The sequence below is a fragment of the Lactiplantibacillus sp. DA1 genome (assembly GCF_032681335.1).
GTDB lineage: Bacteria > Bacillota > Bacilli > Lactobacillales > Lactobacillaceae > Lactiplantibacillus.
In genome coordinates this window covers 179,922-193,233 of sequence record NZ_JAWHTQ010000006.1, presented here as the reverse complement: position 1 = coordinate 193,233, position 13,312 = coordinate 179,922, and the positions used below count along the sequence as shown (strand labels likewise).

Annotated in this window: 21 protein-coding genes and 2 tRNA genes; 22 read left to right on the top strand and 1 reads right to left on the bottom strand. The window is 39.0% G+C overall.

The features are described from left to right. The first annotated feature begins 69 nt into the window (after positions 1 to 69). The 6 genes from RXV91_RS10975 to RXV91_RS10950 are packed head-to-tail and all read left to right on the top strand — an operon-like array spanning position 70 to position 2,886. Positions 70 to 999, top strand: coding sequence for a DUF4373 domain-containing protein (locus RXV91_RS10975; protein ID WP_316439883.1), 930 nt, complete (start codon positions 70 to 72; stop codon positions 997 to 999). Next, positions 996 to 1,283, top strand: a complete 288-nt coding sequence (locus RXV91_RS10970; RefSeq protein WP_316439882.1) for a hypothetical protein — start codon at positions 996 to 998, stop codon at positions 1,281 to 1,283. The genes RXV91_RS10975 and RXV91_RS10970 overlap by 4 nt, the downstream gene beginning before the upstream one ends. After that, positions 1,280 to 1,798 (top strand): hypothetical protein, encoded by a 519-nt coding sequence (locus tag RXV91_RS10965; protein WP_316439881.1) that lies wholly within the window; start codon positions 1,280 to 1,282, stop codon positions 1,796 to 1,798. The genes RXV91_RS10970 and RXV91_RS10965 overlap by 4 nt, the downstream gene beginning before the upstream one ends. Further along, positions 1,795 to 2,193 carry a hypothetical protein gene (locus tag RXV91_RS10960; protein ID WP_316439880.1) on the top strand — a complete coding sequence of 133 codons (399 nt, stop codon included), beginning with the start codon at positions 1,795 to 1,797 and terminating at the stop codon, positions 2,191 to 2,193. The genes RXV91_RS10965 and RXV91_RS10960 overlap by 4 nt, the downstream gene beginning before the upstream one ends. Further along, positions 2,171 to 2,509: a hypothetical protein gene (locus tag RXV91_RS10955; protein WP_316439878.1), complete on the top strand. Its 339-nt coding sequence runs from the start codon at positions 2,171 to 2,173 to the stop codon at positions 2,507 to 2,509. The genes RXV91_RS10960 and RXV91_RS10955 overlap by 23 nt, the downstream gene beginning before the upstream one ends. 11 nt (positions 2,510 to 2,520) lie before the next feature. Next, positions 2,521 to 2,886, top strand: coding sequence for a hypothetical protein (locus RXV91_RS10950; RefSeq protein WP_316439877.1), 366 nt, complete (start codon positions 2,521 to 2,523; stop codon positions 2,884 to 2,886). A gap of 145 nt (positions 2,887 to 3,031) precedes the next feature. On the opposite strand, the gene RXV91_RS10945 is transcribed toward RXV91_RS10950, so the two are convergent. Beyond that, positions 3,032 to 3,196: a YjzC family protein gene (locus RXV91_RS10945; protein ID WP_105316095.1), complete on the bottom strand. Its 165-nt coding sequence runs from the start codon at positions 3,194 to 3,196 to the stop codon at positions 3,032 to 3,034. Positions 3,197 to 3,340: 144 nt separating this feature from the next. Between RXV91_RS10945 and RXV91_RS10940 the strand changes: the two genes are divergently transcribed. From RXV91_RS10940 to RXV91_RS10865, 16 genes are all read left to right on the top strand, one after another. Next, the gene (locus RXV91_RS10940) at positions 3,341 to 3,544 is read left to right on the top strand and encodes a helix-turn-helix transcriptional regulator (RefSeq protein ID WP_270262865.1); all 204 of its coding nucleotides are present in this window, start codon (positions 3,341 to 3,343) and stop codon (positions 3,542 to 3,544) included. An 84-nt stretch (positions 3,545 to 3,628) separates the two neighbouring features. After that, on the top strand, positions 3,629 to 4,111 hold the full coding sequence (locus RXV91_RS10935) for a methyltransferase domain-containing protein (protein WP_316439876.1): 483 nt from the start codon (positions 3,629 to 3,631) through the stop codon (positions 4,109 to 4,111). A gap of 125 nt (positions 4,112 to 4,236) precedes the next feature. Further along, a complete protein-coding gene (locus RXV91_RS10930) occupies positions 4,237 to 4,419 on the top strand; it encodes a hypothetical protein (protein ID WP_011101103.1) in 183 nt (60 codons plus the stop codon). After that, positions 4,412 to 4,798, top strand: coding sequence for a YopX family protein (locus RXV91_RS10925; RefSeq protein ID WP_316439875.1), 387 nt, complete (start codon positions 4,412 to 4,414; stop codon positions 4,796 to 4,798). The genes RXV91_RS10930 and RXV91_RS10925 overlap by 8 nt, the downstream gene beginning before the upstream one ends. Next, on the top strand, positions 4,795 to 5,175 hold the full coding sequence (locus RXV91_RS10920; RefSeq protein ID WP_168785967.1) for a hypothetical protein: 381 nt from the start codon (positions 4,795 to 4,797) through the stop codon (positions 5,173 to 5,175). Before RXV91_RS10925 ends, RXV91_RS10920 begins: the two co-directional genes overlap by 4 nt. Continuing rightward, positions 5,172 to 5,306 (top strand): hypothetical protein, encoded by a 135-nt coding sequence (locus tag RXV91_RS10915; protein ID WP_316439874.1) that lies wholly within the window; start codon positions 5,172 to 5,174, stop codon positions 5,304 to 5,306. Before RXV91_RS10920 ends, RXV91_RS10915 begins: the two co-directional genes overlap by 4 nt. Before the next feature lie 63 nt (positions 5,307 to 5,369). Next, positions 5,370 to 5,906, top strand: coding sequence for an ArpU family phage packaging/lysis transcriptional regulator (locus tag RXV91_RS10910; protein WP_316439873.1), 537 nt, complete (start codon positions 5,370 to 5,372; stop codon positions 5,904 to 5,906). A 133-nt stretch (positions 5,907 to 6,039) separates the two neighbouring features. After that, a tRNA-Asn gene (locus RXV91_RS10905) sits at positions 6,040 to 6,112 on the top strand. Positions 6,113 to 6,181: 69 nt separating this feature from the next. Further along, positions 6,182 to 6,253 (top strand) — tRNA-Trp (locus tag RXV91_RS10900). A gap of 276 nt (positions 6,254 to 6,529) precedes the next feature. Further along, positions 6,530 to 6,994: a hypothetical protein gene (locus RXV91_RS10895; RefSeq protein ID WP_274501028.1), complete on the top strand. Its 465-nt coding sequence runs from the start codon at positions 6,530 to 6,532 to the stop codon at positions 6,992 to 6,994. A 78-nt stretch (positions 6,995 to 7,072) separates the two neighbouring features. Next, positions 7,073 to 7,906: a hypothetical protein gene (locus tag RXV91_RS10890; RefSeq protein ID WP_316439871.1), complete on the top strand. Its 834-nt coding sequence runs from the start codon at positions 7,073 to 7,075 to the stop codon at positions 7,904 to 7,906. 622 nt (positions 7,907 to 8,528) lie between these two features. Beyond that, positions 8,529 to 9,719, top strand: a complete 1,191-nt coding sequence (locus tag RXV91_RS10885) for an AAA family ATPase (protein ID WP_316439870.1) — start codon at positions 8,529 to 8,531, stop codon at positions 9,717 to 9,719. Positions 9,720 to 9,763: 44 nt separating this feature from the next. Further along, the gene (locus tag RXV91_RS10880) at positions 9,764 to 10,459 is read left to right on the top strand and encodes an HNH endonuclease (RefSeq protein ID WP_181815219.1); all 696 of its coding nucleotides are present in this window, start codon (positions 9,764 to 9,766) and stop codon (positions 10,457 to 10,459) included. A gap of 251 nt (positions 10,460 to 10,710) precedes the next feature. Next, complete coding sequence (locus RXV91_RS10875; RefSeq protein WP_316439869.1) at positions 10,711 to 10,968, top strand: hypothetical protein; 258 nt, start codon at positions 10,711 to 10,713, stop codon at positions 10,966 to 10,968. A 196-nt stretch (positions 10,969 to 11,164) separates the two neighbouring features. After that, positions 11,165 to 12,001 (top strand): terminase small subunit, encoded by an 837-nt coding sequence (locus RXV91_RS10870; protein ID WP_316439868.1) that lies wholly within the window; start codon positions 11,165 to 11,167, stop codon positions 11,999 to 12,001. After that, a complete protein-coding gene (locus RXV91_RS10865; RefSeq protein ID WP_316439867.1) occupies positions 11,994 to 13,307 on the top strand; it encodes a PBSX family phage terminase large subunit in 1,314 nt (437 codons plus the stop codon). Before RXV91_RS10870 ends, RXV91_RS10865 begins: the two co-directional genes overlap by 8 nt. Positions 13,308 to 13,312 lie beyond the last annotated feature (5 nt).

Below are 13,312 nucleotides of genomic sequence, written 5' to 3'. Positions count from 1 at the left end.
CTTGAATGCAGCAGTGACTGAATCCACCAGGTGGGTGAAAGGCCCATTAATAAGGACAGGAGGTGCGAGATGGCCCGTCCAATTAAGAAAGGAATTGACTATTTCAACTTAGATGTAGATTTTTTGCGTGACATTAAGGTTCGTAAAATAATGCGTGCTTGTGGAAACCAATCGATTGCTGTACTAATCTGCCTGCTCTGTAATATTTATCAAGATGAAGGGTATTACATGACGTGGGATGCTGATATGCGGTTCTTGGTGGCTGATGATATTGGTGCCAAGGAAAGCGCAGTACAGGACGTGGTTTTAAAAGCAAGTGAGGTAGGGTTTTTCGACGCTGAGATGTTCAAGCAAGAAAAAATCTTAACGTCTAAGCGAATTCAAGAGAACTATAAATTAGCTTCTCGGCAGAAGAAAGATAGCTCAATTCTTAATAAATATCGTTTACCACGGGTTTCCAATACTGATAACGGGGTTTCCAACGTTGGAAACGAAGTAAACATCGCTGACAATCCCCATAGTATATCAGAACAAAGTAAATCAAATAATAACAAAACAAATAAAACCAAACCGCGTGATCTTCGTGACCGTATTCAACAAGAGTTTACTGAACAGGTTTGGTCCATCTACCCGAAAAAGCGTGATTTTCAAAAAGCTTATGACGCTTATTATGCAGCCAAGGTTGAGGGAGCTAGCTTAGAGACCATTGTTGCCAAGATTAACGAGTATAAGGCTTATTTAAAGCTACACGGCACAGGTGAGTATTACACAAAAAGCTTAGAAAACTGGCTGGGTGGTCGAGGATGGATGGACGAATACGATATGACACCACCAAAGCCAAAGGGTAAGGCATCAAACGGCCGTAAGGAAATTATTCCAAAATGGGCGCAAAATGGCGCTTCTCAGACGGATAAGCCAAACTCAAGCGATAACCAGCAGGACGATATGAGTGACGAGGATTTTCTAGCGCTCGTGAACAGTCAGGAGGAAGCTAAATGAATTGGGGTAATCAATTAGTCAAGTTAGCCGCTAATCATGCCTATGAATCATCGGCACTGCATTGGACTAAGCAGCGTATGAAGCGGCATTTAAAGGTCGGTGGTAGTGCACAAGATGAGGTGTGCGCTCATGAGTACAAGCTATTTGCACTCGAAGTTTTAATTATTGAATATCAGCGGGATGGCTTAAATTTTGATTTGACCCAATGTTGGGGTAAGCCAGCCGAGTATTTTATTGATCTAGAGCAAGCTAGACAAGGATTGCAAACGGAGGTAAGCACATGACTGAAACACAGGTGCTAGTAATTAACGCTGATCTACCCGATATCGATCACCCACTAGCAATCGGGCCAGAACCGGAAATGTTTAAGCTCACGCAACATAACTACAAATCTGGTGAATGGCCGTTTCCAGTTAGACTTGTGAAGCCTGGAGCTAAGCCATGGGATGATACGACCTACCTAGCTAGTATGCGACCAGATCCACAGACTGAGGAACGTGAGCAGCTCAGGGCCATTCGCCGCGCTTACCATGATGACTGTCACACAATTAGAAGCTTAGCCATAAAGACGGGGTTTACTAACCAGCAGGTAAGTCACCTTGTGCATAAATACAGCCTTCGCTTGCGCAACCAATACTGGCGGGCTGAGAAGTATAACGACCCGGACGACGTTATCACGGGTCAAACGATGTATTTGCTAGGAAACAAGCTTGGCGCCCCAGCTGATTCAATCAAACAGGCAAGCTACTCAAATGGCATTGTCTGTGGCTACTACATTAGCCGGGTGCCACGAATATGAGCAAAGTTGTGATTAAGGGCGAACTACCTAGCTTAAATGAGTACATCAAGGCTGAACGGGCCAATCGGTATGCGGCAGCTAACCTAAAGAAGCGGTACACGGCCTTATGTAGTGTAGATGCGCGGGCTAGTCGTAATTCTGGAGTCGAATTCAGTTGGCCTTGCAAGCTTAAATTTACGTGGTACACGAAGAACAACCGGAAAGATGCAGACAATATTGCATTTGCTAAAAAGTTTGTACTTGACGGCTTCATGAAAGCTGGGCTTTTAGGCAACGACAATCGAAAACACATTACAGGATTTCAGGACGAATTTGCCGTTGATAAACGAAATCCGCGAGTAGAGGTAGAGGAAGTTACGGAGGGCGTTAAACATGCGACAAATGAAGGAGATTGAACGGCAGTCAGAATCTATTAAAATGATTCAATTAGGTGCGGATGGAGCGGCCTTTATGTACAGATATGACAATCAATACTATTCGATTATTGCTAGTTATGGTGGCGATTGGGACCATGTTTCAGTTAGCTCAAAGAATCGTACGCCAAGTTGGGATGTTATGGCAAACATTAAAGATATCTTCTTTGAGCCAGAAGAGGTTGCAATGCAGCTACACCCAGCACAAAGCAATTACGTTAATTTTGATGAGCATTGCTTGCATATTTGGCGGCCACAGCACAGTAGTATTCCGCTGCCACCGGTTGATATGGTTTAGGAGGCTGGCAAATGAGTAAGTTATCAATGACGTTAGGCCATGAGGCAGTAGTTGCTTATAAGGTAGTGCTGATGTTTCAGGGTGAAATCATGAAAGATGATCCCAAGATTTATGTGCAATATAGTGCGGCGTTCAAAAAATGCGAGCAACTTAATCATTTGATCAAGTCAGACGATTACAAGTGGAAACTTATGTGCGCTAAAGGCTGGTATGACGTTGACCCGAATGACAAGGGGGGATTAGATATGGATGCTGAAATACCAACATGGGCCATACAAGCGGCCTGTGAGGCTATGGGATATGCCGATGAGTCGGAAGTAGCGTGGGAAGACTACCCGCTGGTTATGGCGATGGCAGAATCAATGGAGGGCGAATGATGATCCATCATTACATTACGAGATACGAAGAAAATAAAGAAATATGGGTTGAATCTTGGTTACAAATTAATTTATTTGGTAAATGTTATTGCTTTAGCAAGCGAAAAATAAAAATACTCTCGAAATAAATTCGAGAGCACCGCGTTCAATTCTTGGACCATTTATTACCGGATTTTTGAGTTGGAGGTAGCCGGTCACCTTTTTGAATGTGAACAGTCCGACCGTTACTCAAGTTTCCACCACGAGGTCCAACTTCATGATAGGTACCAGCAGGTTTGTTGTCAGTACCTGGTTTGATTGGTTGTGCCATACAAATCACCTCACAATATAAATTTACATTGATAATTCAATCAACTTCTAAAAGATAGCACCATTCACATAAAAACTCAACATATAGAGTTTTTAACTTTGAAAACACAATATACAGAAGAAGGTGGTTAATATTTGGAATCAAGTGGAAATTGTTCTTAAACAGCGTCAGCTTAATATTAATCAACTGGCAAAGCTGATGGGGCTAAAAAGTAATGCAGTCCTGTATGAGTTTAAGCATGGCAAGATTAAACGACCGAGTTTTGAATTAATGGAAAGAATAGCTGACGCATTAGACGTTAGTATGGATATTTTTCGACAAAATAATACGGAGGACGAAGATGCCTAAACACACTAAGAAGCGTTCAACGATTAAACGGAAGCACCGGCGCATGAAGCAACATGCCGAGGAGAACAAGAAGGATGTTGGAAAATGTCAAACTTCAAAGTGATACTAGATGCTTCCTGTGGATCAAGAATGTTTTGGTTCGATAAACATAACCCAAACGTAACATACATGGATAAGCGTAGTGAGACAGTGACGGCGCCTGATAGTAACTTGGGACGTAATCGGATGATTGAAGTGAAGCCAGATGTGATTGGTGACTTTCGCGACATGCCGTTCGACGACAACACGTTTTACATGGTAGTGTTTGACCCGCCGCATTTAAGGTATGCGGGTAAATCGTCATGGCTGGCCAAGAAGTACGGCACACTTGATGAGACTTGGCCGTTCGATTTGCGGCAAGGTTTTACCGAATGTATGCGAGTGTTGAAGCCTCACGGCACGTTAATATTCAAATGGAACGAAGAGCAAATTAAGCTGAGTGAGCTGCTAGATGCGATTGGTTACCAGCCGTTGTTTGGCGATAAGCGTGGTAAGACTCATTGGTTGGTTTTTATGAAGGAGGCTTGAACACGTGAAGCTTTTAGAGTTGCTTGCTGATTGGGTGGCGTGGACAGCAGTTTGCTTCGTAGTTGTTGGCGGCATCAAGCTATTTGTGATTGTCATAGGATGGCTATTCTAGGGAGATGGTGACGATGAGCGATGAGTTGAGATGGCATATCACAATTGTTCGAGAAATTGAAGGACTAGAAGTTCAAACGGAATTTGATACTCCATTTGAATTAAAGCATTTATTAAAAACTATGTCTGATTATATTGGTGATGACAAGCCCAAGATGGTCAGCATTAAAGTAATTGGAGATGGCGACGATGATTAAGTTTAGAGCGTGGGACAAGGAAAACGAAATCTATCTTTACAATGTGCAAGACGCTTATGACATGTTGAGCGGGTTCGTAAAATATGATGATGGCGAGAATGCTAGCTATGACGAGTGTTGCTTTGGCGATTTCTTAGATAATAAACGGTATGATGTTGAACAGTTTACCGGCTTGAAAGACGTGAATGGTAAGGATATCTATGAAGGCGATATTTTAGAAAATCGGAAGTATCGGTCAATTGTTAAATTTGCTAGCGGAAAATTTTTAGCTGACTTAATTGAAACTATCCAAACCTTTGACCTTATAGGTGAAACTCACGGTTCAAAGGTTATTGGCAACGTGCACGAGAACCCGGAGTTATTGGAGGAAAAGAAATGAATGTAGTTCAAGTTGATGAATTAAAGATTGCAGTCAAAGCACATAATATTAGCCTGTTTTCAAAACGATCAGAATTTAATATTACTCCAAAACTCATTCGTATTTTTGAAGATGCAGGGAAGCAAGCTTGGAAAACGCTGAATTATCATGATGTGACCGGATTCGGAAATGATTACTATGAATATTATGATAAGAAGCTTGATAATAATGGTTACCTTGGAATTAGAGATGATCGTTTAGTAATCGATCGACCTTATGAATCAGATGATAAGCTGTATCAATTCAATAAGGCCAGATTTGAAACTTTTATGTATGACTTGCATTTATGGGATGGACACAAACGACTGACACCGAATACGCCAAAGCAATCCAAATGAAAGCCACAGTTGCCAACCTGGAAATGAACGCGGCACTGACAACTGAGCAACAGGCGCAAATTGGTCAGGACTTCATTGCTGACATTATGGAGTTGAGTGATCGTGAGAGTAAACAAAAAGCCGCCTACTAGGGCGACCAGTCACAGGACCACTCGAATGACCGTTGCTAGTATAACATATAAAAGGCGCTGCCAATGCTGACCGCGCTACGATTGATACCTACAAAATTAATTATAGCACAGTCAAAACAAGGGGTGGCAGTGATGGAGAGCATTTTTAAGGACGTGGATGAAGAACGAACAATTGCTAATGCGGAACGGGTGCTAAAGGACTATTGGAAATGGAGACTACGGGCGCGCAGGGTTAATTTCAACCTGCAAAGCCCAGCAATGGACGGAATGCCTAAAAGTCTTAGCTATGGCAACCATATTGAAGACAAGCAAGTTAGTAAAGCTAACGATGATTTTATGGCTAATTTAGTTGTCAAGGTCATTGAAGCTGTCACAATTGATGAAGAAACGGAGAAATATTCAGAGCTATTAATGCTGCTCTATGTTAAACGGTATTCGAAAACTAAGTGCATGATTAGCCTGAATATCTCCGACAAAACATTTAATAAGTATTTGAAACAAGCTCAGTTAATGTTTGCTGAGGTATATCCTGATGGCGTGGAAGACCTGATCGTTAAAAAGTATGAGCCAGAGATTATTGCTCACTACGACGCAGACTGAATTTACTCCGACAAAATTCCGAGTAAATTCCGACAAGTTTCCGTGTTGATTCCGGTAAATGAGTCAAAAAGGGGAGTAAATTAGTATTATCGAATGTTAGGCAAGCCACCCCAGCTTGTTAGCCTAACTTCAAGTGGCCTTAGCTCAGTTGGTAGAGCGCCTGACTGTTAATCAGGTTGTCGGTGGTTCGAGTCCAGCAGGCTACGTTAGACGGGCACAGATGTACAGATTTTGTTGCCTCCTTGATTAAGTTGATATGATGGCCCGTCTATTAAGCAGATATGATCTAATTGGCAAGATGGCGGTCTCCAAAACCGTTTATGTTGGTTCAAATCCAGCTATCTGTGTAGCCGGCGGATTATAAGGGGTGATGTGCTCCTCTCTGCCGCCGGCATTAGTCTTCATGTTTAACGTCGGCCGTTAAATGTGAGTATCGCTGTGGGCTAATTGGCAAGCCACAATGGGATGTAGGTTCGAATCCTGTCAGTGATATATGTATTTGTCTTCAACTTATAGTAATATAGAATCATATTGTTTGGAGGCGAAATATTATTAGGGGATTGTTTAGGAGTGTAATAAATTATTTTCGAGTTAACGAAGAGTATAAAACTGGTTTTTTAAATATGGGAGCAGTTACTATTAATGCGGCTACTATTCTGTTATTTTTTATAACTAATTTTGTCGCTATATTGAACTCATGGCAATATACAGTACAAGAATTTTATGGGAGTTTTTCCTTAATTATGTATTGTACAGGAATTTTCATGTTGGCTTTAATGGGTCTTGAGTTCTTAGCAATTGGTTTTAAGAAAAAAAGATATTCTATTGCTATTATTGTATTTATGATAGTAAATATTATTTTTGTCTATAGCCTAGTCAGTACTTGGAAAGAATATTGGATAGCATTTATTTTTTTTGTTTACTCTATTTTTGTTGGGGCTTTTATGTGGCAAATGGAGAAGTATCTATTTGGTATAGCTAAAAAAATTTGGCATAAAATTCCACAATTTAGTGATACAGCGCAAGTTGCATTAATGGTTGGGATGATTACGGCATTAGTAACAGTGCTGTCAAAAATATTGGAATGATACAAGTAAAGGGCTTTTCAAACTGCTCTCGCTTTTTAGCGGGAGTTTTTGTATAGTTAGGTTAGTTTGGAGGAGAAAATGAAGTGGATTAGAAAACAATTGAATAATAAGAAAGTCAAACATATTAGTAATACCATTTATAATTACCTTAGTGATAGAAGACAAGTGGGTTTTGAACGAGTGCTGCTTAGATTCGTATCGCTAATTTTGTTTGTTGATGCAATTAATGGGATAAGCCGACTGAAGTATTTTCATTGGCTACATGATATACTCTATTATTTATGGTATAAAGAATTTTTGGTTTCGCATTTCTTTGTTGATCATTATGGAAAGTTTAATTGGATAGGAATTACTTCGATTCTTGCAATAGCAACATTAATTTTTAACACCTTGGATCGTCGGCGTCAATTTAAGGCTGATTTGATTTCCCAAAGTCGAATTACATGGATTGAAAATGTTAGAAAAGCAACGGCTAAATATTTAGGAACTTTGTATGCTTATCAAAAAACGAACAATGATATAAAAATGATAATGAGTAAAAGAAAAGTGAGAGCAGCAACTTCAAAAGAAGAGGATGATTTTGATAGGCTTTGGATTAAACAAAATGATTTGGTCATAAATTTGTTTGAAGCGACCGAGCAAGTGGCTCTTTATTTTAATAAAAACGACGAAGAAGATCGCAATGAAAAAATATTAAAATTGATTAGAGATTCAGCCGATAAGATCAAAGCGGATTTGATGCAATTTGGCGAAGCATATAATGCGACAAATACTCCGGAAAAGGAGAATGAGCGTTTGGAAGTTTGGAACAATCTGCTTTCTATTACTGAGGATGTCAAGGTATCGGAAATTGGGAATGAAATTTCAGATTATCTAAAGATAGAGTGGGAAAAAGCTAAAAATGGTAATTAAAAGTCAAACGTCATATTAAATTATGGCGTTTTTATTTTACATAAAATTAGGGAAATGGTGGTCATGGCAGTGATGATACACAGCAAATACGGGTATGAGCCACCTGAATGGGTGCAGGCCGATGCTCGGCTAGATAGATGGATTAAGAAGCGTCGTGCTAAACAGCATGGCGCTTTTAATTTGGAAAAACTACCAGTAGGACTCAGTAGACAGTTTTTCTATGCACAAGAAAAGAGCTGAGTAATTGAACTCAGCTCTTACTGTAAATAAAATACAAAGGAAGAAAGAAGTACCTGAAACAAATAATTTAATTACCTGCTTCACTATTTACTGTAGCACGATTGGTTTTATCTTGAAATAAATATGCCGACGTTTGCAAAAAAGACTATTTATTTGCGTATGGATTTAATTTGTCTCGGTATAAATGGCATAACAGGATGAGTTAAAATAAATTATGCAGATGGCGTCTTCATTGGGAAGAGATCAGTTATTAAAACTGTTTACGTTGGTTCAACTCCAACTATCTGCGTTACAGATGATGACTGTAATAACCTTCAAACTACTCTCGCTTTTTAGCGGGAGTTTTTTGATACATACATCATAGAAAAATAGGAGTACAATAATGAGTAAAATTAAAGTTTTAGAGGCTGGCATGAAATTAAAAAAAATAGATTTAAAAAATGTTGGAAATATATCAGATCTATCGCTAACTTTCAATGAACATATGAATGTGATCTGCGGGACTAATGGTATTGGAAAGACTACTATACTTAAAGCACTAAAGGCCCTTTTTGTTTTTAGTGAAAATGATTTAAAATTAAAATATGGGACAGAAAACGGTAGTATAAAAGCTACATCATTTAAGGATAGTACGAGGGAGTTATCCATTAAATCTGTATTTCCGGCTGATGATAATCGGAATTCAGAATTTGGGGGCGTTTTTAAAGAAAATGCTGTTAAAGTTATTGTTAACCCGGACAATCGAAGTTTAGATTATCATCAGTTGAATACAATTTCTAGATACCCTGTATACAATAGTTCTGACGTTAATAACAGAGATTTTCTAGAAAACAATGTTAATAATACTTTGAAAACTTGGTTTATAAATAGAATTATTGCAGAAAAAATGGATGATGGATTGAGCGAATCAGAGAAATATAACATTAGGAAGATGAAGGAATCTGTTTCTATAATTGATTCCAATATCAAATATAAAAGAGTGGATGTTAGAGATTTAGAAATTTTACTGAATGATCACGGAAGCGAGGTCTTTTTTGAATTCGAATCAACAGGCTTTAAGAATATCCTTTTTATTATTCTAGGGATTATAGAGGAAATAGAATTTCGCTTTAAAAATATGAAAATCGTAGATTTTGATGGTATTATTCTTATTGACGAGGTCGAATTACATTTACATCCTGCATGGCAAAATAAGATCATTGATATTCTAAGTGAGATGTTTCCAAATGCACAGTTCATTATGACGACGCATAGCCCTGCAGTACTCCAAAGCTTAGATAGTCAAGAAATTATACCCCTACATCTTAATGATGGAAATGTCGAAGTTAAGACCTTGGATTTAAGTAAGTATGGATTAAAAGGCTGGACGCTTGAAGAAATTTTATCAGACGTCATGGGTGTTGGTATGCTGAAAAACAAAGTTCTTCAAGATTCTTTAGATTCGTTTAGCAATGCGCTTGATGATGATAATGTCGAGTTAGCAAAAAAAGAATATGAACAGCTCAATGAAATGTTACATCCTGAGAGTGAACTTAGACAGATTCTGGAAATACAAAAGGCGGGATTATTTTGATACACATTAATAGATTACCCCGACCGAGTAAACTAACAGATGAGATGGTAAAAAGATTAACTCAACAATATAAAGACGATGGGACATCTGTTTGGAACAAGCCATATATAAAAGACACACTTTTAGAAATGACGCATCATAAATGCTGTTACTGTGAAGCTCCTTTAAATGAACGGGGTGGCTTTATGGAAGTGGAACATGTTCATCCAAAACATGAGTATCCCGATGAGGTCTTAGATTGGGAGAATTTGCTACCAATCTGCAAGAACTGTAATATTAATAAATCATCTTATGATACAAAAAAACATGGATTTGTAGATCCCTCTTTAGTGGACCCTAAAGACTATTTCCAAACAAAAAATTATCGTTATATACCTAAAAATGATGAGGCACGGGCTACTAGAAATCTTTTGCGATTAAATTCAGCGGATACTTTAGTTTCAAAGCGTATTACTATTGGTAATGCGATATTAGACAAGGTAGAAAATTTATTAGAAGATGTAATTGAGCATCAAGGAAAGCCTGATAAGTTGCTTATTGATGCTAATACACTGCGTGAAGTATTAAAGCTGGTACAACCGGATAAAAATTACAGTGCTATTATTTCTTCTATTCTTTTAAATGATCAAAGTTTTAATAGAATAAAAGTAATAATTAAAAATGCTAGTTACTGGGATACTAGTTTGGAAGACCTCGAGAAGTCAGCTAGACAAATAGCGTTTGATGAAGTTAAAAATTAAATCTAAAACAAGAAGGGCAATCTAATTTTGATTGTCCTTTTGCCAACCTTACATGTTAAAGAACTTGATCTTTTTATATGATTGTGTACATAAATTTAGGGGTGATGTTATGGCAGTAATGGTTCATAGCAAATACGGGTATGAACCGCCAGAGTGGGTGCAGGCCGATGCTCGGCTAGATAGATGGATTAAGAAGCGTCGTGCTAAACAGCATGGCGCTTTTAGTTTGGAGAAAAATAAGGAGGTGCAGCATGCGAGCGCAAAAGAAACCAGTAGTTATTGAGTATTGGCAAGTAACTGACCTAGACATAGATGATAAAGTCCCAGCTTGGATTTTTAGTGCAATGGCTGATCGTGTAATGAATGAGGCTAGGGATGGATGGAACATCAACACCTTGGAAGGCAAGATGCATGCCAACGTGGGTGATTACATCATCAAAGGAGTTCACGGTGAGCTTTACCCATGTAAACCAGATATTTTTAAGCAAACTTACGACTTACTAGATTAGTGAATTTCATATAAAAATAAAGGAGGGCGAGCAAATGGTACATCATTACATGACGAAATACGACGAAAATAAGCATTCTTACGTTGCATCGTGGATTCAAATTAATTTATTCAAGCGTTGTTATTGTTTCTCAAAACGCATTAAGCAATTGAGCTAGACTAATTAATTCCAATTAATGGAGGTGTGGTGGTATGTAATGGATTGGAATAGGGTAAAACAGGAGTACGAAACAAGTTCGACGACGCTAAAATCGTTAGCTGAAAAGTACCAAGTTAAGTCCACCACATTGCGGAGCCGGAAGAATCGAGAACACTGGCAACGTGCAACGAAAAAAGTTGCAACGCGACGCAATAATGTTGCAACACAAATATCAGATGAATTAGAGGCAAACAGCGAGCTTAATGAAAAGCAGAAGCTGTTCTGCCTTTTTTATTTGCAACGATTTAACGCAACGTGGGCATATCAACAGGCCTATAAGGTTAGTCATGAAGTTGCATTGCGTGCTGGACCCAGGTTGTTGGGAAATGTAGGAGTAAAGCGACAACTTACCGAGTTAAAAAATCAGCAACGTGCCGACCTGTATGTGACCGCTGACGACATCGCCCACGAGTATGCTAAGCAGGCGTTCGCAAGCCTTGGAGATGTACTAGATTACAAGGTGCATGAAGAGCTGGTAGTGGATACCGATGGCAATGTGTTCCTTGATACTGATGATAACCCAGTCAAAAAACACGTTGCTGATATCTACTTGAAACCGAGTGATCAGATTGATTGGTCACTGGTGCAGGATATTCATCGCGGTAAGGATGGCTTGGTGGTCAAGTTGTACGATAAGCAAAAGGCATTGGATAGCTTGTCTAAGTTGATTGGTGCTGACGATGATAATGTTAATGAGCAACGGATTCGCAAGCTTAAAGCTGATGCAGATATTGCAGAGGCTAAGGCTAAATTGTTACGAGGTGGTAAGGATAATCGACAAGTTAAGACTGATGAGTATTTGGAAGGATTGAAGGCGATACTTAAGGATGAATAAAAAGCAAAACATACTAAACCAAATATTAACTGGCAAACAGCAGACAGTGCTACGTCAAGGGCTTTTTAACTCTGAATGGAAATTAATGGTTAATTACGGGGCTGTTCGATCTGGTAAGACAATCGTTGATAACTACCTGTTCCTTTATGAATTGAAACAAACCGCAGAACTAGCAAGTCAGCAAGGCTATGATAATCCCCTTTATATTCTTGCTGGGGTATCTAGTAAAACAATCTGGAACAATGTGTTGAATCCATTAGTCAATGATTTTGGCATTGATTTTAAGTTTGACCGTTATGGTAACTTTAATTTATATGGTGTCACGGTTGTTCAGGCATATACCGGTTCAATTAGTGGCCTTGGGGCTATTCGTGGTATGACGGCATGGGGTGCGTATATTAACGAAGCCAGTCTTGCCAATGAAGAAGTGTTTAACGAAATCCGTGACCGTTGTTCTAAGGGTTCTAAGCGCATTATTTGTGATACTAACCCTGATATTCCAACACATTGGCTTAAACGAAATTATATTGATAATCCCGGCCATTCTAAGAGTATTATCAGCAATCATTTTGTACTAACTGATAATACTTTTTTAGATGATGATTATATCCAGACGAAAAAGGAAACAACGCCTAGCGGCATGTTTTACGATCGGTCAATATTAGGGCTGTGGGTTAGTGGTGAAGGTGCCGTGTATCGTGATTTTGACGAGCGTAAGATGGTTGTTTCAAATGATATGATCCCGAGCGGACTGAGCTACGTTGTTGGCGTCGATTGGGGATATGAACATAAGGGTTCCATTGTAGTGTTTGGTGTCAGTGAAGATGACACTTGGTATTTACTTGAGGAGCATACGCAGCAGTTCCGTGAAATTGACTATTGGTTGAATATAGCATCAAATATTCAGGAACGGTACGGGCAACGGATTCCATTTTACTGTGATAGTGCCCGGCCAGAACATGTTGCAGCATTTAGCGAACATGGAATCAATGCAATTAATGGGTATAAAAGTCGGTTGACCGGCGTAGAGAATGTGGCAAGTTTGATGAAAGCTAGCCACTTTTTTGTTGCCAAAGAGGCAATTGATAATCGTCAGTTTAGTACCGGTCAAGATGGTTATCATTATTTCTTAGATGAAGTTTATCAATATGTTTGGGATGAGAAGACTGGCGAGCCTGTGAAGCAGAATGATGATGTTATGGATGCTATGCGGTATGCAGTTGCTTCACAGATGAGAATGATGCGGATAAGCCAAACTAATAATCATTCTGTCCAAGCTAATACGCTTAGAAACTTTGGTATTTAAGGAGA